Here is a 17,687-nt window from a genome sequence, read left to right as displayed (position 1 = left end):
GCTCAGCGCGGTGCGAGCGAGATGCGCATTCCGTCCTCCGCGATCACGACCGGGCCCTCGTAGACGTCGGAGACGCCGGCGAGGAAGAGCCGGCGCGCCAGGACGTTGTTGGGCGCGGGCACCAGATGCGTGAGCACGAGCTTCGCCACGCCCGCATCGCGCGCGACCTCGGCGGCCTCGACCGGGGACGTGTGGTAGTCCGGGATGTCGCCCGCGAGCTTCGCCACGCGCTCGAGACCGAGCCGCGAGGCGATCGCGACACCTCGCCCGATCAGCTCCTTCTGCAGAGCCTCGTGGACCAGCACGTCCGCCGATCTCGCGTGCTCGACCAGGCTCGCGCTGCGAACCGTGTCGCCTGACACGACCACCGAGCGCCCGGCGAAGTCGAAGCGGTAGCCGACCGCCGGGTGCACCGGCTCGTGCCCGACGCGGAACATCGTGACCGTGAGGCCGCTCCGCTCGAAGACGACGGCGCTCGCGTTGGGCGCGTCGCCGAGCGCGATCTCGTGCGCCTGCGCGGGTGCCGCGGCGCGCGACATGTAGCCCTCGCCGTGGTGCGCAACCCGGTAGTCGACGTCGGCGGCGTACGCCGCGGCGAACCCATCGACGACGCGAGCCACGCCCTCGGGCCCGTACACCGGAAGCGGCTTCGCGCGGCCCGCGATCCAGCTCTGCGTGATCGCCTCGCCGAGCCCGCCGATGTGGTCGGAGTGGAAGTGCGTGAGGAGAACCGCGGAGACGCTCGCGACCGGCAGGTTCTCGAGATCGAGCACTTCCCAGGAGCCCGGCCCCGAGTCGACGAGCACGAACTCCCCGCCCGCGATCACCGCGGTGCAGGCCGCCGCGCGGCTCGCGTCGGGGAGCGGCGAGCCGCTGCCGCAGATCACGATCTGCAGCTCCGGAGACTCGAGCACGCTCGCGTCGACGCGCGTGAAGTTCCGCTCCATCTGCCGCTCGACCAGTCGTTCGCAGCCGGAGAGCGAGAGCGCGAGAAGAGCGAGCGCGGGCCAGCGATGCATCGAGCCTCCCCGATCAGATCTGTGAGTAGCCCGAGCCTCGCACATCGATTCCGAGTCCGCGCCCTTTTTCGATCCAGCCGAACTCCTGCAGGATCTGCTGGCTGTAGCTGACGCGGCCGCTCACCTTCTCGATCGGCTCGGTCGCGAGCAGCAGCGCCGCGCGCGCCATCATCTCGACCGGCTCGGCGTGCGGGGCGTCGGGGCGGTCGAGGAGCTTGTGGAACATCACGCCCGGCGTGGGCACGACCTGCGACGGGCTCACGCAGGCGACGCTGACGCCGTCGCCGTAGACCTCGGCCGCGAGCCCCTGCGTGAAGCGCTCCAGCGCCGCCTTCTCCGCGCCGTACAGCGTTCCGCCGCGCATCGGGGCGCTCTTGTACGGCCCCCGCCCGGGGCCGATCGCCGCGCCGCTCGAGATGTTCACGATCGCGCCCGATCCGCGCGCGATCATCTCTTCGAGAACCAGCCGGCTCATGAAGAACGGGCCGTGCAGGTTCACCGCGAACGACTTCAGCCACTTCTCGACCGGGAACTCCGCCACCGGGATGAAGTAGGTGAGCGCGGCGTTGTTCACGAGCACGTCGATCGGCCCCAGCGCCTCGCGCGCGCTGCGCACGATCCGCTCGCAGTCCGGAAACGACGAGACGTCGCCTGCGATCGCGATCGCCTCGCCGCCGGCGTCGGCGATCTCGGCGAGCGTCGCGTCGAGAGACCCGGCGAGCCGGTGCGCGCCCTCCTCGACGGTGCGCGCGGTGCACGCCACGCGCGCGCCCTCGGCCGCGAAGAGCTTCGCGATCTCCTTGCCGATCCCGCGGCTCGCGCCGGTGACGATCGCGACCTTTCCCTCGAGTCTGGCCATGCGTGTTCCTCCTAGAGATTTTCGTAGCGGGCGAGATCGTAGATCCCCGCCTCGCCGGGCTGGCGCCGGCGCAGATCCTCGCGCAGCCAGTCGGACGTCTCCCAGAAGCGCGGATCGCTGCGCCGGATGCCGTAGCGGGCGACGAAACGCTCCAGATCCGCGGCCGAGGCGACCGCGCGGAGCTCGTCGACGAACTCGCCCGCGCGCGCGTGCTCCACCTCGAAGAAGAAGTTCGGATAGCTGCCGAACTGGCCGCGCACGACCGTCACGGTGTCCTCGGCCGGCAGTCGCCGCGCGTCCTCGCCGAACATGAACGCGACGTTGGTGTGCGCGTCGTTGTGGATCAGGCCGTAGACCAGATCACTCGCGCCGCTCGCGTCGACGCGCACGCGCAAGAGCGAGACCTGGGGAAGCCACGCGACCCAGGCGCCGCGAACCGAGGCGAGCCGCTGCAGCTCCGCCTCGACCGCACGCTCCACCGGCGACGCATCCGGGCGCAGGCACGGCGGCGACGCGCAGCGGTTCAGCAGATCGGGCGGCCCCGAGACGGCCGGGCTCCGGGCGAGGATCTTGGCGATCAGCTCCGCCTTCGGATCTGTGCCGCGGAACTGGATCTGCGTCGAATGATCGACGCCCCGCATGCGATTGGCGAAGAAGTAGCGGAGCTGGTGCGTCGCGCCGACGTACCAGGAGGCGCGGATCGACTCGCGTTTCTCCTTGGGCAGAAAGCCCAGGAAGAGATTCTCGGACTGCATGCGCAGGTGATCCATGTACAGGCGCGTCGAAACCTGGTGCACGACGTTGCCGTAGACGTTGAACCCGGCGACCAGATCGTAGTAGAGCCGCTCGAAGAGCGGATAGTCGATGATCCAGGCCGTCTTCGGGATCTCGCCCACGAATCCGCGCACCACCGTCGCATTGTCGAAGTTCCGGAACACCGTGAGCAGCGCGTTGGTGTTCTCGCCGTCGCCGTCCCAGATCCAGTCGAGCGCGGGTCCGCGACGCTGCGGGTCGAGCACGTCGTAGGCGGCCTCGCGCGCATTCAGGTAGCGGTGCTGGTCGCGCGCGTAGGCGAGGAAGATCTCGCCGGGCAGGAGCCGGCCGCGATTCTCGGCGGGAAGCCGCAGCAGCGACTTCGTCCGCTCGAGGAAGGTCGGATCGGCGACGGAGAGATCGCGATCCGGATCGAGGAACGCGACGAAGAAGTGGTCGTCGACCACGTCGACCGCGACCTGCCCCCTGCACACCGGCCCGCGGATGAACGTCATCACGAAGTACTGCGCGTCGTCGAGCATGAACTGGTAGCGGCTGCGCGCGGGGATCTGATCGAAGGCGGCGAACGGATTCGACGCCTCCTCCGCGGTGTAACCGGGCAGGCGCGTGGCCTTCCAATCCACCGCGAAGAACAGCTTCTCGAGGCGCGCGAGGCGCCGGGGTCCGATCGAATAGACGATGTGCGTCTTGTGGACGATGCTCGCCTCGATCGGCAGCAGCCGGTACCAGAACTCGGGACCGGGATCGTCGTAGGGACGCACCGTCGCGATCTCGGAGACCGGCTGGCCCGGCGCCGTGCGCGAGCGAACGACGCGGAAGAACGGCCCCGCGGGACGGTCCTCGAAGTGCAGCTCCGCCAGGAACCAGTGCTCGTACAGGTACCGGCTCGTGATCCTCTGCTCGAGCGACGGCCGGTTGAGGAACGCCTCCCAGGCGTCGATCTGCGCGCGCAGCTCGGGCGGGAGTGCGGGCGTGGCCGAGCCCTGCGCGCCCTGCGCGACCCAAGCCACCAGCGTCGCGAGCTCGTCGCTGCGAAGCGGCGCGGTGCCGTAGGGCATGCCGCCGAGCGGCTGTTCGCGCGCGTAGGCCTCGAACTCGTCGCCCTGCGCGCAGCTGAGCTTGCGGTCGATGCCGAGGCCGACCGAGTCCGGAAGCCGCGCTCGCTCCGCGAACGGGTGCGCCCTTCCGAGCGCGAGCATGCGCAGCAGCAGCGCGTCGGACGTCTTCGGCGAGCCGGCCGCCGCGGGCGGGTCGACCACCGGGAAGAACTGCTTCGCGCGCCACGCGTCGACGCCGTGCGCGTCGACGAAGAGCCGCGTCGGATCCTTCGCGACCACCCGGGCGGAGTCGTAGACCTTCTCCTTGGTCGCCCCGCGCATCACCCCTTCGTGCGAGGACAGGAGGAGCTGACACGGAGCGTCGTTGCACGCGTGACAGACGACGCAGCGGTTCTCGAGCACCGGCACGACGTCGGTCGCGAAATCGACGGGACGGTCGAGCCCCTCCAGCAGTGGCAGGCCGACTGCGCCGGGAGTCGGGGATTCCTGCGCTTCGCGCGCGCAGCCTCCACCGACCAGAACGAGTGAGAAGACGCCGAGAGCCGCAGCCGCAGAGCGCAGATCCATCCAACCCTCCTGAATCGGATACTACCGCGCGCGCCGATCCAGTAGGATGAGGCGATGAACGGCTTCCTGATCCGGCTGGCGATCGGAATGCTCGGGCTCTGGATCGCGCAGGCGATCGTGCCGGGAATGACCATCACGGGGGTGGGAACGCTCGCGCTGGCGGCGTTCCTGCTCGGACTCGCGAACGCCGTCGTGCGGCCGCTGCTCGTGATCCTGACGCTGCCGATCACCCTGCTCACGTTGGGGCTGTTCCTGCTGGTCGTGAACGCGGCGATGCTGGGGCTGGTCGCCGGGCTGCTCGACTCGTTCGCGATTTCGGGCTTCTGGCCGGCGTTCTTCGGCGCGTGCGTGGTCAGCTTCGTCTCGTGGCTCGCCTCGGGATGGATCGGGCCGAGCGGACGATTCGAGCTGTTGATCGTGAGGAGACCCTCGTGACGCTGATGGACGAGAAGCTTCTGGCCGAGGCCCGCGAAGGTCTGCCGCGCGCGGTGGCGCTGCGGCGCCGCATCCACGCGAGCCCGGAGCTCGGGCTCGATCTGCCGGCGACGACGGCGGCGGTGCTGGAGTCCCTCGAGGGACTCGAGCTCGAGCTCACGCCGAGCCGCAAGACCAGCGGAGTCTTCGCGCGGCTTCGCGGCGCGCGCCGCGGCCCGACGCTGCTGCTTCGCGCGGACATGGACGCGCTGCCGATGCCCGAGGACACCGGGCTCGAGTTCGCATCGCGAAACGCGGGGAAGATGCACGCCTGCGGCCACGACGCGCACACCGCCATGCTGGTCGGCGCGGCTCACCTTCTCGATCGCCACCGCGACGCGCTCGCCGGCGACGTGCTGTTCATGTTCCAGCCCGGAGAAGAGGGCTTCGCGGGCGCACGGGTGATGCTCGACGAGGGTCTGATCGACCCCGCCTCCGTCTCGCGCGCGTTCGCGCTGCACATCGATCCGCGCATTCCGGTCGGCCGGGTCGCGTCGCGCGCCGGCGCGCTGCTCGCATCGGCCGACGGGTTCGCCATGACGCTCACCGGGCGCGGCGGCCATGCCTCGATGCCGCACGACACGATCGACCCGGTTCCGGTCGCCTGCGAGATCGTGACCGCGATCCAGACATTGGTGACTCGCCGGATCGACGTATTCGACCCCGTCGTGATCACGGTGACCCGGATCACCTCGGGCACGACCGGCAACGTGATCCCGGAATCCGCCGAGATGCTCGGCACGATCCGCGCGACCTCGCCGCGGGCGCGCGAGCGCGCGCATGCGGGGCTGCGGCGCGTGGTCGAGGGGATCGCGGCCGCGCACGAGGTCGAGGCGAAGCTCGACATCGTCGAGGGCTACCCGGTGACGGTGAACGACGCGAGCGCGACCGAGTTCGCGCGCGAGGTCGCGGACGAGCTCTTCGGCGCGAATGCGTTCATCCCGATGCCGCAGCCGGTCATGGGCGCAGAGGACTTCTCCTTCGTGCTCGAGCGCATTCCCGGCGCGATGATCATCCTGGGGGTCCGGCCCGATGGCGACGCTCCGCCCGCGCCCTGTCACTCCAATCGCATGCTCCTGAACGAGGAGGGAATGGCCGCCGGCATCGCGCTGCACGCCGCGCTCGCGCTTCGCGCGCTCTCGGGCTAGCGAGGCGGCCGATGGAGCTGCTCGTGATCCGCCACGACGAAGCCGAGCCGCGCGACCCGTCGCTCGGAGCCCGCGCGGAGGCGAAACAGAAGCTCAGCGCTGCGGGCCGCAAGCGCGCGCGCCGCGCCGCGATCGCGCTCGCGCGCCTGGTCGGAAAGGTGGACGTGCTGGCTTCGAGCGGCCTGCGCCGCGCGGACGAGACCGCGCAGGCGATCGCGGACGAGCTCGGCGGCGTCGCCGTCGAGACCGTGGACGCTCTGTCGCCGGGCGCGAAGCCAGAGCAGCTGGCCGCCTGGCTGCGCGGAATCGAGGGGAAGTCGACGGTCGCGATCGTCGGGCACGAGCCCGGTCTCTCGACGCTGGTCACCTGGCTCGTCTCGGGCCTGTCGCGGAGTCTTCTCGAGCTCGGAAAGGGCGGCGCGTGCCTGGTCGAGATCCCGGGTCGGATCGCTCCCGGCCAGGCGCGGCTCGTCTGGCTGCTGCGCCCCGGCCAGCTGCGCCGGCTGCGCTAGCGAGTCGCGATGGTGGAGCTCGAGCCCGAAGACGTTCGCCGACCCGCGGAGGCCGGCGCCAGGCTGGTGGCGCTGCGCCAGCTCGACGAGGTGCAAGCGTCGTGCGCGCGCGTCTCCGATCCGGACGACCTCGAGGCGATCCACGATCTGCGCGTCTCGCTGCGCCGTCTGCGCAGCACACTCGCGGCGTACCGCGGATTCCTCGACCCCGAGACGACCCGAAATGCGCTGGCCCGTCTGGGTCGCCTGGCGTCGCGGACGGGCGAGGCGCGCGACGCGCAGGTCGCGCTCGAGTGGCTCCGCCGCGAGCGCGCCGAGCTTCGACCCGCGCGGGGACGCTGGCTGGATCCGCTGATCGAGTCACTCGAGCTGCGCGTCTCGTCGCGGCACGGGCGCTCCGACGCCGGCCTCGCCGCGGACTTCGCGCGAATCGAAGCCGACCTGCGCGGCACACTCGAGACCTACCGAGCGCGCGTCTCGTCGGGCGGCGACGCGCGCTCGCCCAGCCTTGCCGCGGTCGCGGCCGGCGAGATTCGCGCGACGGCCGAGGAGCTCGACGCCGCGCTGGCGGGAGTGACCGGGCCAGAGGAGATCGCCTCGGAGCACCGCGCGCGAATCGTGGCCAAGCGGCTGCGCTATCTGCTCGAGCCGGTGCGCAGGCTCGGCGCCGATGGCCCGGCGCTGGTCGAGGACCTGAAGGGGCTGCAGGACCTGATCGGCGAGCGCCACGACCGCGACGTGCTGGCGGCGATCCTGGTCTCTGCCGCCGAACAGGCGGCGATCGCAAGCGCGAGCGCGCTTGCGCGTGCGATCCGATCGCGCGACGAGCAAGCCGAGCGCAGGCTGCGCGCGCGGCCGCTCGAGAACCTGCTCCTCGAGCTGATCCGGCGCGCTAGAGAGCAGGCCGACGCGCTCTTCGCCGAGCTCGCCTCGAGCTGGCTCGGCGAGAAGGGACAGGTCTTCTTCGATCGCGTCGCCGAGTTCTGCGCGGAGCTCGGCCGGCTCGACGGCTCGAGTCTGGAGATCGAGCGGAAGTACCTGCTTCGCAAGCTCCCCGAGCGCGTGCGCGGCGCGGAGTCGATCGAGATCGAGCAGGGCTATCTGCCGGGGTCGACGGTGCGCGAGCGCCTGCGCCGCGCGTCGGGTCCGCGCGGAACGCGCTTCACCCGCACCGTCAAGCTCGGAACCGGGGTCGTGCGAGCCGAGTTCGAGGAGGAGCTGCCCGAAGCGGAGTTCGCGCGCCTCTGGCCGCTCACCGAGGGCGCGCGGCTGCGCAAGCGCCGCTATCTGGTCCCGGCCGATGTGCTCGTCTGGGAGATCGACGAATTCCTCGACCGTCCGCTCGTGCTGGCCGAGATCGAGCTTCCCTCCGCTGAGTCGGAGATCGCGTTTCCAGAATGGCTCGCACCCGTGGTCGTGCGTGAAGTGACCGACGAGCCCGCGTTCAGTAACCTGCGCCTCGCATGCGAATCACCCACGTCCTCCTAGCGGCCGCCTTTTACGCTTGCCTCGCGTTCGACTCACTCGCCGCCGAGCGCGAGGTCCTGCTCGCCACCACCACGAGCGTGCAGGACTCCGGGCTGCTCGACGTCCTCCTGCCCCAACTCACCAAGGAGACAGGCGTCGCGGTGCGCGTGATCGCGGTCGGCTCGGGAGCCGCGCTGCGGATGGGAGCGGACGGCAACGCCGACGTCGTGCTCTCGCACGCGCCCGCGGCCGAGCTCGAGCTGATGAAGACGAACGTGTTCGCCGCCCGGACTCCGTTCATGGAGAACCACTTCCTGATCGCGGGGCCGGCCGAAGACCCGGCCGGCGCGCGCGAGGCGAGCGACGGAGCCGACGCATTCCGGCGTATCGCCACAGCTACGGCGGCCCTGGCGAGCCGCGGCGACGACTCCGGCACGCACAAGCGCGAGCAGGAGCTGTTGCTCGCGGCCGGGCTCGGTGCGCGGCCGGAGTGGCCCGGCGTCGTGCGCACGGGCGCGGGAATGGCCGCGACGCTGCTCGTGGCCGGCGAGAAGCGCGCGTACGTCCTGTCCGACCTCGCCACATTCCTCGCGTTCCAGAAGCGCACCGGGCTCGCGCGGCTCACGCGCACGCCGGACGACCTGCGCAACGTCTACTCGCTCCTGCCCGTGCGCCCGGAGGCGTTCCCCGGCCGGATCCACGCCGAGGACGCCTCGATCTTCGTCGAGTGGATGCTCCGCGCGAAGACCGCTCGGGCGATCGCCGAGTTCGGCCGCACGACGCACGGCGAGCCGCTGTTCCGGCCGCTCGAGCCCGCTCGCTAGACGCGCCGCGCCGCGCTGGTCTCCTTGCGCGTCTCCTCCGCGATCTGGTCGGGAGGCAGGCGCATCAGGCGCAGCGCCTCCGCCTCGGTCTGCAGGAAGTGCCCGGCGTCGGTCGTGACGCAGAACTCGACCATGATGCCGTTCGGATCCACGAGATAGAGCGATGTCGACCAGCCGTGGTCGAGCACGGTCATCTGCTCGACGCCGCGGTTTCGCAGGCGCTTCTTCATCAGCTCGAGCTCCTCCAGCGAATCGAGCGCGAAGGCCAGGTGGTTCACCCAGACCGGAAGGCCGTTGCCGACCGCGATCGCGGTGCGGTACCCGGGCTCCTCGCCGACGTTGCTGATCTCGAAGAAGGCCAGGCACTCGCCAGCGCCCATGTCGAAGAAGAAGTGCCGGAAGTAGCCCTCGCCCTGCCGGTGGTTCTCGGTGCGGAGCAGCTTCATGCCCAGCTTGTTGGCGTAGAAGTCGTAGGTCGCCTCGGAATCCCGGGTGGCGTACGCGACGTGGTGCAGGTGCTTGGAGCGGATCGTGGTCTCGTCGGTCATGGGTCCATTCCTCGTCGGCTCCGCGGCGCCGGATCCCGGAGGCTCCGGGAGTCCGGCGACGGGATGAATTGCGGCACTCGCCAGTGTAGAGCGCGGAGCGGGGTCATGGCGGCCCGCCCTCGCGCAGCGCGTCGCGCGCCTGCAGCACGTGCTCGATCATGAGCCGCGCGGCCCGGTCGCCGCGGCGCTCGCCGATCGCGCGCGCGATCATGCGGTGGAAGAGCGCGGAGCGGCCGAGCTCATGGCTGCTGAAGCTCCGGAACGAGCGCAGCGCGAGCGGGTTGTCGCGGATCGCCGTCAGCACCAGCGACAGGAACGCGTTTCCCGTCGCCTCGGCGATCTTCTGGTGGAACGCGTCGTTGCGCTCGCGAACCGCCTCGAGCCGCGCGTCGTCGTCGGAAATCCCGGTCGCGCGCTCGAAGTCCTCGGCCACCCGATCGAGCTCGCCGATCTGCGCCGGCTCGGCGCGCTCGGCGGCGAGCTCGCAGGCAAACGCCTCGAGCCGCGCGCGCACCTCGTACAGGTCCGAGAGCTCGCGCGGCGACATCGGCCGCACCGCGGCTCCGCGGCGCTCGCGGATCTCGACCACGCCTTCCCGTTCGAGCCGGCGCAGCGCCTGTCGGACCGGCGTTCGCGAGACGCCCTCGCGTTCCGCGATCGCCTCTTCGACCAGCCGCGCGCCGGGGGCGTAGCGGCCCGCGGCGATCCCGTCGCGAATCGCGTGGTACGCGCGCTCGGACTGATCCATGCCGCGGCCTCCAACCCCAATACGCCCAAGGTTCGTATACGATACCTGTGATGAATCTACCAGAACTAACAAATCAGCGATATCGGTGCCGTATTGTATACAGATCCTCTGCCGAGGAGCGAGCATTACGGAGCTTCGCGACCTGCTCGCCCCCCACTACGCGGTCGTGAAGGCGATCCACGTGATCGCGGCCGGGCTCTGGTCGTTCACGACCGCCGTCGCCTACGCCTACTACCTGAAGCCCGCGTTCCTGCGCGCGCAGCGCCATCCGGACGACGCGAGCGCGCGCGCGACGCGCGACTGGCTGATGGAGGGCTTCGATCGCGGCGTGGCGATCGAGCACGTGGCGCTCGCAGTCCTGGTCGCGACGGCGGGCCTGATGCTCTGGCTCGGCGGCTTCGATCTGACGCGGTGGAGCTTCGTCTCGGCGAAGCTCTGGATCGGGATCCTGGTGATCCTGCCGATGGAGGCGATCGACATCCACCTGTCACACCTCGGCGGCAACAAGGCGCGAATCCGAAGGCACGGCGAGCCCGGGCGCTACGAGCGCACGATGGCGCGCCACTGGCTCTTCTTCCGCGTCACCGAGCCGCTGGTGCAGGTGCTGATCCCGCTGATGTTCGTGCTCGCGATCGTGAAGCCCTTCTAGCCCGGATCGATGCAGAGCAGCTTGTCGCCGTGCTCGGTGGTGTTCACCGGGAAGTTGCTCTCGACCGAGCAGGCCCAGCCGTCCTTGGTGAACGAGATGTCGCGCGTGTAGGTGAAGCGCGAGGGCATCGGGTACACCACGAAGCGACGCTCCTTCGGCAGGAAGCGGAAGGCGCGATCGCTCGTGTTCGAGGTCACCCAGACGTCGCCGCTGCGCGGCTCGACCGCGACCGCGTAGGGCATCTCGACGTCCTCGGGCGACAGCTGCGGCAGCGGGAACGCGTCGTACTTCATCGTGCCGGGGTCGAGCCGCACCAATGTCCCGTCGCCGAACGCGGGGATCCAGAGCATTCCGTCGCGGCCGAAGCGCATGCGGCGCGGGCCGACCAGCGGCACGTCGAACTCGCGCACCTCGCGCGTCTTCGCGTCGATTCGGCCGATCCGATCCGCGTAGAGCTTCGAGTACCAGACGCTTCCGTCCTTGGGATTCACGTCGAGCCCGTACAGGACCGGTGGCTCCCAGGCGGCGCGCTTGCCCTCTTTCGGCAGATCGACGAGCTCGGTCTGCTTCGTCTTCGGATCGAGCCGCGCGACCTGGTTCGAGAACGCGAGCGTGTACCAGAGCACGCCGTCGGCGTCGAAGCGGCCGGTGTGCGGGTAGAGTCCGCCGCCGCCGGTCGGGAAGAACTCGAACGCGCCCGTGCGCGGGTCGTACGCGGCGACCTCGCAGGCCGCGGCCGACAACAGGTAGAGGCGCCCGTCGGGGCCCGGAAGAATTCCGTGCGGACCGTGGAAGCTCGTGGTGATCGACGGCACGAGCGGCAGACCGAGCCGCGCGAACTTGCCGCCCGCGTTGTGGCCCTCCTGCGGCATCGCAACCGCCTTCGTGGTGGCTTTCGCGAGATCGGTCACGAAGATCGTGTCGCTGCCCTGGTCGATCGTGTAGGCGAGCCCGTCGGGCGCGACGAGGGCGTCGTGCGGGACCAGAACCGCTGCGCCGAGCGGGTACTGGATCACCCGCGCGCGAAGCGCCTCGGGACTCGGCGTCTGCGCCGGCCGCGAGCGCACGGGCTTGCCGTCGTTGCCCTCGGTGAGCGCGCGGACGTAGATCTCTTCGAGCTCCGGGTTGTTCGCGCCGATGTACTGGCGCTGCATGCGCTGCACGACGACGCGCCAGGCCTCGGCGTCGCGCGGCCCGCGGTTGTACGGCGCGCCCTGCATGTGACAGGTCACGCAGTGCACCGAGAAGCGCTTGCGCGTATCGGCGTCGGGTAGCTTCGCGAGGAGCTTCGCGACGTGCGCGCTCGCGGGCTGGCTCTCCGATTCGGCCTCGGGCGTCGCGAAGCTCCCGAGCGAGATCGAGACGCGTTCGCTCGATTCGGGCGCGAGCGAGAGCCCGCGCGTCTGGTCGGCGTGCCCGGCCGCCCGGACGCGCAGCGTGGCCGCGCCTTCGACCCGGGTGCGAAGCCGGAACGCCCCCTGCCCTCCCGCGTACACCGTCTCGGCGTAGCCGGTCGCGTTCTCGTAGAGCGTGACGAGCGCGCCCGGAACGGGCTTTCCCGAAGCGTCGCGGACGTCGCCCTCGATCACCGCCGCGAAGCCCAGGCCCGGCACGAGAAGAAGCAGGCAGAACCAGCGCATCGCCACCCCTCCAAGCGCGGGCCCCACCGCCCGCACGCCTTTGCATCGTACAATGCGGCGCACAAGGGAGGAACGATGGCCGAGACGACGGGCGGTGCGGTTCTGGCGCGGATGCTGGCGGCGGAGGGTGTCGAGAAGTTCTTCGGAATCGTCGACGGCACCTACACGCAGCTGTTCGCGTGGTGCGTCGAGCACGGGATCGAGCTGGTCTCGCCGCGGCACGAGTCGATCGCGCTGCACATGGCCGGCGCGTACGCGCGACTCACCGGCGGGCTCGGGGTTGCGATCGCGAGCAACGGCCCGGGCGTCGCGAACGCGCTTCCGGGCGTGGCCGTCGAGAACGCCGAGGGCAATCGCGTGCTGCTCATCACCAGCTCCCGGCGCACGGGGATCACCTACCCCGACCGCGGCGGCAGCTACCAGTGCTTCGACCAGGTCGGCGTGATCCGCCCGATGGCGAAGTTCTCCGAGAGCGCGGCTTCCGCCGAGCGCATCCCCGAGCTGTTCCGCGCGGCGCTTCGCGCGGCGTGGAGCGGCCGGCCCGGCGTGGTCCACCTGGACGTGCCCGAGAATCTGATCAACGGGCCGTGCGCCGAGCCGATCCTGCGCCCGCCCGCGCAGTACCGACGCAGCGAGCCGCAGCGACCCGATCCCGCGCTGGTCGAGCGCGCGGCGCGGATGCTGGTCGAGGCGCGCCTGCCGGTGCTGCACGCCGGAAGCGGCGTGATCTGGTCCGGCGCGTTCGCGGAGCTGGCGCGCGTGGCCGAGCTTCTGCACGCGCCGGTCACCACCTCGTGGAGCGCGCGCGGCGTGCTGCCCGAGACCAGCCCGCTCGCCTGGCCGATGGTGCACATCGAGGCCTGCAACCAGCTGCGAAACGAGGCGGACTGCGCGCTCGTCGTCGGCGCGCAGCTCGGCGAGACCGACTGGTGGGGGAAGGCGCCGTACTGGGCGACGCCCGCGCGGCAGCGGCTGATCCAGGTCGACGCGGACGAGGCGCGGCTGGGCCGCAACCGGCCCGCCGATCTCGCCGTGCTCTCCGACGCGCGCGGCTTCCTGGCCGCGCTCGCGCTCGCGCTCGAGCCGCTGGCCGGCCGGATCCCGCTCGCGGACCGGCGCGCCGCGGTGGCGAAGCTGGCCGAGCACAAGAGCCGGCACCGCGCGGAGCTCGACGCCCTGCTCGCGCACCAGCGCGTTCCGATGGTGACCGCGCACGTCGGCGCGACGCTGCGCCGCGTGCTCGACGACGACGCGGTGATCGTCTTCGACGGCGGCAACACCGCCGTCTGGGGCCACAGCTTCTTCGAGCTGCGCGCGCCCAACACGATGCTGCAGACCGCGCACATGGGGCACCTCGGCGCGGGCGTCGGCCAGGCGCTCGGCGCGGCGGTCGCGCGCCCGGGCAAGCAAGTCGTGTGCATGATCGGCGACGGCGCGATGGGCTTCCAGATGCAGGAGGTCGAGACGGCGGTGCGCCACGGGCTGCCGGTGGTCTTCGTGGTCTGCTGCGACCGCCAGTGGGGCATGGTCAAGATCAACCAGAAGTTCGCGCTCGGTCCGACCAAGGAGCGCTTCGCGCGCGCGCTCGGCCCGGACCACGAGGGCACGATCAACACGGACCTTGGCGAGATCGCCTGGGACGAGCTCGCGCGCGCGATGGGCGCGTCCGGCGAGCGCGTCTCCGACGCGGCGAAGCTCGAGCCGGTGCTGCGCGCGGCGCTGGCCTCGCGTCGCTGCACCGTGATCCACGTCGACGTGGACGCGGGCGCGCACCTGTTCGCGCCCGGGCTCGCGCACTTCAAGGACATGCACCAGGAGCCGGCGGGCGAATGACCGCCGACGGCGAGTTCCGCCGCGTGCTCGTGACCGGCGCGGCCGGCTATCTCGGGCGCCAGCTCGTGACGGCGCTGGCGGCGGAGCCTGGCGGCGTCGAGACGATCGTCGCGAGCGACCTGCGACCGCTGCCGCCGCACGACACCCCGGCCGGCGTGGTCGCCGACGCGCTCGACGTGCGCGACGGCGCGGCGGTGCGCGCGAGCTTCCGCCGCCACCGCCCCGACGTCGTGGTGCACCTGGCCGCGATCGTCACGCCGGGGCGCGGCTCCAACCGTGAGCTCGAGTGGCAGGTCGACGTCGGCGGCACGAAGAACGTGCTCGAGGCCTGCCTCGAGGCCGGCGTACGCAAGCTGGTGTACACCTCGAGCGGAGCGGCCTACGGCTACCACGCCGACAACCCCGAGTGGCTCGACGAGTCACACCCGCTGCGCGGCAACCGCGAGTTCGCCTACTCCGACCACAAACGCCAGGTCGAGGAGATGCTCGCCGACTGGCGCGCGAAGCACCCCGAGCTGCTGCAGCTGGTGCTCCGGCCCGGCACGATCCTGGGCGCCACCACTCGAAACCAGATCACGGACCTCTTCGACGGCCGGATCGTGCTCGGTGTCGGCGGCTCCGCGAGCCCCTTCGTGTTCATCTGGGATCAGGACGTGGTCGGCGCGATCCTGCTCGGCGTGCGGCGCGGCGGCACGGGCTGCTACAACCTGGCCGGCGACGGCGCGCTCACCGTCCGCGAGATCGCGAAGCGCCTGGGCAAGCCCTACGTCGAGATCCCGCCCGCGCTGCTCGCGGCGGGGCTCTGGGCGCTCTCGAAGCTCCGCCTCACCCAGTACGGCCCCGAGCAGGTCGGCTTCCTGCGCTACCGCCCGGTGCTCTCGAACCGCAGGCTCGTGCAGGAGTTCGGCTACCGGCCGCGCAAGACCACGCTCGAGACCTTCGAGTACTTCGTCGCGTCGCGCGCCGCGTCCCGGCGCTAAGCCGAGCGCCAGCGTGTGTGGTGCTCGCGCACGATCGCGATGGCCTGCTCGGCGTCGTCGACGCAGTGGGGAATCCGCAGGTCCGCGGGGCTTGCGAGCTCGAAGCCCGGGCGCAGCATCGCCCCGCTCGCCCAATCGACCAGCCCCCTCCACATCCGTCCGGTGAAGACGAGCGGCACGTCGTCCAGGTGCCGCACCTGCAGGAGCTGCCAGATCATCATCGCCTCGAGCACCGTGCCGATGCCGCCCGGGGCGACGATGAAGGCATCCGACATCAACACGAACTGGTGCAGCCGGGTGAAGAAGGTCTCGTGCTCGAAGGCCTGATCGACGAAGGGATTCACGTCTTGCTCGAAGGGCAGCTCGACGCGAATGCCGATGCTCTGCACCCGTTCACCCGCCCCGGCCTCGATTGCGCCCTCGTTGGCGGCCTGCATCAGGCCGGGGCCGCCGCCGGTGACGATGTCGCAGCCGAGCGCGGAGAGCGCCGCGGCCATGCTCTTGACCTCGCCGTAGACCCAGTGCCCCGGTGCGGTGCGCGCCGAGCCGAAGATGCTCACGCGATAGCGCTCGCGCTTCGTCGGTCGCAGGCGCGACAGAGTGTTCACGGTCGCCCAGAGGCCGAACATGGCATCGACGAGGACGCGCTTCACGCCCTCTTCGTCGGCGAGGCTCACGGTGGGCGCGCTGCGATCGTCGGTCGTGTCGTCGTCCATCGAGAAGAGCTCGATGGCTTGCCGCGCGCGCGGGCGCTAGCTCGCGATCCAGGTCGCGATCGCGAAGTAGATCAGCAGGCTCAGCACGTCCTGGATCACGGTCGCGACTGGCCCGCTGCCGAAGGCGGGGTCGCGGCCGGCGCTCTGGAGCAGCCAGGGCAGGAGCAGGCCGATCGTGGTCGCGACCGTGCCCGCGACCACGATCGCGGCCGCGACCGCGAATCCGAGCCTCAGGTCGCCGACGCCGAGCGCGACGAGCGGCAGCGCGATCGCCGCGAGCGCGAGCCCGATCAGCAGCCCGGTCCGGAGCTCCCCCGCGAGCAGCTCGCGCAGCGACAAGCGGGAGAGCGACAGACCGCGCACCGCGATCGCCTCGGTCTGCGTGCCGATCGCGTCCGCCAGATACACGATCGCCGGAACGAAGTACGCGATCGCGAGCTTGTCCTCGAGCAGGTGCTCGAAGCGCGCGACCACCAACGCCGCGAGCATGCTTCCCGCGAGCCCGAAGAGCAGCCACGGCAAGCGGTGGCGCGCGCGCCGCGCCGGCGGAGCCTCGAGCGCGCTGCGATTGCGAGATCGCTCGCGCGTGATTCCGGCGAGCCGGTGCAGATCCTCGACGTGCTCGCGCCGCAGGATCTCGAGCAGCGAGAGCGACCCGACCACCCCGATCAGGCGCTGCTCGTCGTCGACCACCGCCACCGAGCTCGCGCGCGCGCGCAGCGCCTCGGCCGCGACGCGCTCCTGGTCGAAGTGCGACCCGACGCGCGGGTAGCCGCGGTCCACGAGCTCTCCGATCGTCTGCTCGCGCGCGGCGCGGTGCAGGTCTGGAAGTCGCACCGCTCCGAGCAGACGGCCGCCGCCGTCCAGCACGTAGATCGCCTCGAGCGCGTCGTACGCCTGGCGCGCGAGCTGCTCCAGCACCCCGGCGACGGACTGCTCCGGCCGAGCGAGAGGCACGGTGGTGACGAGGTGCCCGGCCGCGCTCTCCGGGTGATGCGGACCTGCGAGCTCGGGCAGGTCCCGCTCGACTCGAACGACGGGTTGGTCGGTCACAGCGGCACCTCCGATCGCACGCTCTTCGCGAGTCGGCCGAAGGCTACAGCACTCTGCGGATCGGTTAACCTCCGACCACCTGCGCAGAGGAGTCCGAGATGCCCCACCCCGAGTTCTTCGACCAGGTGCCGCGGATCGCGCTTCGCGATCCGCTCGCCGCATTCCTGGGCAGCTTCGCCGACGGCGTGGTGGACTACGGCTACCTGGACGCGGTGCGGCTCGCCGGGCACTCGTGCCCGACCGTGGCCGGCGCGTACCTGATGACCGCGAGGGCGCTCGCGACACTCTACGGTGACGCGCTGCCCGAGCGCGGCGCGATCCGCGTCGAATTCAGGGCCAACGCCACGCAGGGCGTGACGGGCGTGATCGCCGGCGTCGTCTCGCTGATCACGGGCGCGCGGCAGGCGGACGGATTCAAGGGGCTGGCCGGGCGCTTCGACCGCCGCGACCTGCTGCGCTTCGACGTGCCCGGACCGGGGGAGATCCGCTTCACGCGCCTCGACACCGGCGCGGCCGTCGACGTGGCATACAGCGCAGCAACCGTCCCGCCCGATTCCTCCATGCAGGCGCTGCTGCCGCGCGCGCTCGCGTCCGATGGGGAAGGAGGCGCGGACGCGGCCGGGTTCGCGCGCGTCTGGCAGGATCGGGTTCGCCGGATCCTGGTCGAGCACCGCGATGATCCGCAGCTGGTGCAGATCCGACCGGTGGCCCGGGGCTAGCCCGCATTTCTCACCACGGTGATCCGTAGGTGGTCGCGGTGCGCTGCGAGGGCGTCGGCGGTGGTGGCTCGGCGGCCGAGGGCCAGCGGCGGCCTTCGA

General features: G+C 71.1%; 17 protein-coding genes. 9 read left to right on the top strand and 8 right to left on the bottom strand.

Translation table 11 applies throughout. From position 1 onward, the window contains the following. Positions 1–2 precede the first annotated feature (2 nt). Genes FJ108_04760 through FJ108_04750 form a run of 3 tightly spaced genes read right to left on the bottom strand, consistent with a single transcriptional unit; the run spans position 3 to position 4,277 of the window. Positions 3–1,064, bottom strand: coding sequence for an MBL fold metallo-hydrolase (locus FJ108_04760; GenBank protein MBM4335211.1), 1,062 nt, complete (start codon positions 1,062–1,064; stop codon positions 3–5). Continuing rightward, positions 1,033–1,878, bottom strand: coding sequence for an SDR family NAD(P)-dependent oxidoreductase (locus FJ108_04755; protein ID MBM4335210.1), 846 nt, complete (start codon positions 1,876–1,878; stop codon positions 1,033–1,035). The genes FJ108_04760 and FJ108_04755 overlap by 32 nt, the downstream gene beginning before the upstream one ends. Before the next feature lie 11 nt (positions 1,879–1,889). Further along, the gene (locus FJ108_04750; protein ID MBM4335209.1) at positions 1,890–4,277 is read right to left on the bottom strand and encodes a fatty acid cis/trans isomerase; all 2,388 of its coding nucleotides are present in this window, start codon (positions 4,275–4,277) and stop codon (positions 1,890–1,892) included. A 54-nt stretch (positions 4,278–4,331) separates the two neighbouring features. On the opposite strand from FJ108_04750, the gene FJ108_04745 reads away from it, so the two are divergent. From FJ108_04745 to FJ108_04725, 5 genes are read left to right on the top strand one after another with little or no spacing between them, the layout of a single operon-like run. Then, on the top strand, positions 4,332–4,712 hold the full coding sequence (locus FJ108_04745; protein ID MBM4335208.1) for a phage holin family protein: 381 nt from the start codon (positions 4,332–4,334) through the stop codon (positions 4,710–4,712). A gap of 5 nt (positions 4,713–4,717) precedes the next feature. Further along, positions 4,718–5,899, top strand: a complete 1,182-nt coding sequence (locus tag FJ108_04740) for an amidohydrolase (GenBank protein ID MBM4335207.1) — start codon at positions 4,718–4,720, stop codon at positions 5,897–5,899. A gap of 11 nt (positions 5,900–5,910) precedes the next feature. Continuing rightward, complete coding sequence (locus FJ108_04735; protein MBM4335206.1) at positions 5,911–6,411, top strand: hypothetical protein; 501 nt, start codon at positions 5,911–5,913, stop codon at positions 6,409–6,411. 9 nt (positions 6,412–6,420) lie between these two features. Further along, positions 6,421–7,899 carry a CHAD domain-containing protein gene (locus FJ108_04730; GenBank protein ID MBM4335205.1) on the top strand — a complete coding sequence of 493 codons (1,479 nt, stop codon included), beginning with the start codon at positions 6,421–6,423 and terminating at the stop codon, positions 7,897–7,899. After that, the gene (locus FJ108_04725) at positions 7,875–8,702 is read left to right on the top strand and encodes a tungsten ABC transporter substrate-binding protein (GenBank protein ID MBM4335204.1); all 828 of its coding nucleotides are present in this window, start codon (positions 7,875–7,877) and stop codon (positions 8,700–8,702) included. The genes FJ108_04730 and FJ108_04725 overlap by 25 nt, the downstream gene beginning before the upstream one ends. Here FJ108_04725 and FJ108_04720 read toward each other — a convergent pair. Then, positions 8,699–9,250 (bottom strand): VOC family protein, encoded by a 552-nt coding sequence (locus tag FJ108_04720; GenBank protein MBM4335203.1) that lies wholly within the window; start codon positions 9,248–9,250, stop codon positions 8,699–8,701. The two genes, FJ108_04725 and FJ108_04720, sit on opposite strands and share 4 nt — an antisense overlap. Before the next feature lie 103 nt (positions 9,251–9,353). Then, positions 9,354–10,124 carry a GntR family transcriptional regulator gene (locus FJ108_04715; protein MBM4335202.1) on the bottom strand — a complete coding sequence of 257 codons (771 nt, stop codon included), beginning with the start codon at positions 10,122–10,124 and terminating at the stop codon, positions 9,354–9,356. Between the two features lie 40 nt (positions 10,125–10,164). Here FJ108_04715 and FJ108_04710 point away from each other — a divergent pair, with 40 nt between their 5' ends. After that, on the top strand, positions 10,165–10,647 hold the full coding sequence (locus FJ108_04710; protein MBM4335201.1) for a hypothetical protein: 483 nt from the start codon (positions 10,165–10,167) through the stop codon (positions 10,645–10,647). On the opposite strand, the gene FJ108_04705 is transcribed toward FJ108_04710, so the two are convergent. Then, entirely contained in the window at positions 10,644–12,287 is a 1,644-nt protein-coding gene (locus FJ108_04705) for a hypothetical protein (protein MBM4335200.1), read from the bottom strand. The two genes, FJ108_04710 and FJ108_04705, sit on opposite strands and share 4 nt — an antisense overlap. A gap of 75 nt (positions 12,288–12,362) precedes the next feature. Between FJ108_04705 and FJ108_04700 the strand changes: the two genes are divergently transcribed. Then, the gene (locus tag FJ108_04700; GenBank protein MBM4335199.1) at positions 12,363–14,120 is read left to right on the top strand and encodes a thiamine pyrophosphate-binding protein; all 1,758 of its coding nucleotides are present in this window, start codon (positions 12,363–12,365) and stop codon (positions 14,118–14,120) included. Continuing rightward, complete coding sequence (locus FJ108_04695) at positions 14,117–15,100, top strand: SDR family oxidoreductase (GenBank protein MBM4335198.1); 984 nt, start codon at positions 14,117–14,119, stop codon at positions 15,098–15,100. The genes FJ108_04700 and FJ108_04695 overlap by 4 nt, the downstream gene beginning before the upstream one ends. Here the strand turns inward: FJ108_04695 and FJ108_04690 are convergent. After that, positions 15,097–15,816 carry an LOG family protein gene (locus FJ108_04690; GenBank protein ID MBM4335197.1) on the bottom strand — a complete coding sequence of 240 codons (720 nt, stop codon included), beginning with the start codon at positions 15,814–15,816 and terminating at the stop codon, positions 15,097–15,099. The genes FJ108_04695 and FJ108_04690 overlap by 4 nt on opposite strands. Before the next feature lie 36 nt (positions 15,817–15,852). Further along, on the bottom strand, positions 15,853–17,031 hold the full coding sequence (locus tag FJ108_04685; GenBank protein MBM4335196.1) for a magnesium transporter: 1,179 nt from the start codon (positions 17,029–17,031) through the stop codon (positions 15,853–15,855). Between FJ108_04685 and FJ108_04680 the strand changes: the two genes are divergently transcribed. Further along, a complete protein-coding gene (locus FJ108_04680) occupies positions 16,968–17,588 on the top strand; it encodes a hypothetical protein (GenBank protein ID MBM4335195.1) in 621 nt (206 codons plus the stop codon). The genes FJ108_04685 and FJ108_04680 overlap by 64 nt on opposite strands. Positions 17,589–17,687: the final 99 nt, after the last annotated feature.

The sequence above is a fragment of the Deltaproteobacteria bacterium genome (assembly GCA_016875225.1).
Lineage (GTDB): Bacteria > Myxococcota_A > UBA9160 > SZUA-336 > SZUA-336 > VGRW01.
The sequence above is the reverse complement of the archived record's forward strand: the minus strand, read 5'-3'. Positions and strand labels throughout refer to the sequence as shown.

Excerpts from the sequence above, each read along its gene's own strand:
- FJ108_04760 (MBM4335211.1), bottom strand. The coding sequence starts at position 1,064 with ATGTGCGAGGCTCGGGCTACTCACAGATCTGATCGGGGAGGCTCGATG.
- FJ108_04755 (MBM4335210.1), bottom strand. The coding sequence starts at position 1,878 with ATGGCCAGACTCGAGGGAAAGGTCGCGATCGTCACCGGCGCGAGCCGC.
- FJ108_04750 (MBM4335209.1), bottom strand. The coding sequence starts at position 4,277 with ATGGATCTGCGCTCTGCGGCTGCGGCTCTCGGCGTCTTCTCACTCGTT.
- FJ108_04745 (MBM4335208.1), top strand. The coding sequence starts at position 4,332 with ATGAACGGCTTCCTGATCCGGCTGGCGATCGGAATGCTCGGGCTCTGG.
- FJ108_04740 (MBM4335207.1), top strand. The coding sequence starts at position 4,718 with ATGGACGAGAAGCTTCTGGCCGAGGCCCGCGAAGGTCTGCCGCGCGCG.
- FJ108_04735 (MBM4335206.1), top strand. The coding sequence starts at position 5,911 with ATGGAGCTGCTCGTGATCCGCCACGACGAAGCCGAGCCGCGCGACCCG.
- FJ108_04730 (MBM4335205.1), top strand. The coding sequence starts at position 6,421 with ATGGTGGAGCTCGAGCCCGAAGACGTTCGCCGACCCGCGGAGGCCGGC.
- FJ108_04725 (MBM4335204.1), top strand. The coding sequence starts at position 7,875 with ATGCGAATCACCCACGTCCTCCTAGCGGCCGCCTTTTACGCTTGCCTC.
- FJ108_04720 (MBM4335203.1), bottom strand. The coding sequence starts at position 9,250 with ATGACCGACGAGACCACGATCCGCTCCAAGCACCTGCACCACGTCGCG.
- FJ108_04715 (MBM4335202.1), bottom strand. The coding sequence starts at position 10,124 with ATGCTCGCTCCTCGGCAGAGGATCTGTATACAATACGGCACCGATATC.
- FJ108_04705 (MBM4335200.1), bottom strand. The coding sequence starts at position 12,287 with ATGCGCTGGTTCTGCCTGCTTCTTCTCGTGCCGGGCCTGGGCTTCGCG.
- FJ108_04700 (MBM4335199.1), top strand. The coding sequence starts at position 12,363 with ATGGCCGAGACGACGGGCGGTGCGGTTCTGGCGCGGATGCTGGCGGCG.
- FJ108_04695 (MBM4335198.1), top strand. The coding sequence starts at position 14,117 with ATGACCGCCGACGGCGAGTTCCGCCGCGTGCTCGTGACCGGCGCGGCC.
- FJ108_04690 (MBM4335197.1), bottom strand. The coding sequence starts at position 15,816 with ATGGACGACGACACGACCGACGATCGCAGCGCGCCCACCGTGAGCCTC.
- FJ108_04680 (MBM4335195.1), top strand. The coding sequence starts at position 16,968 with ATGCCCCACCCCGAGTTCTTCGACCAGGTGCCGCGGATCGCGCTTCGC.
- FJ108_04685 (MBM4335196.1), bottom strand. The coding sequence starts at position 17,031 with ATGCGGCGAGCGGATCGCGAAGCGCGATCCGCGGCACCTGGTCGAAGA.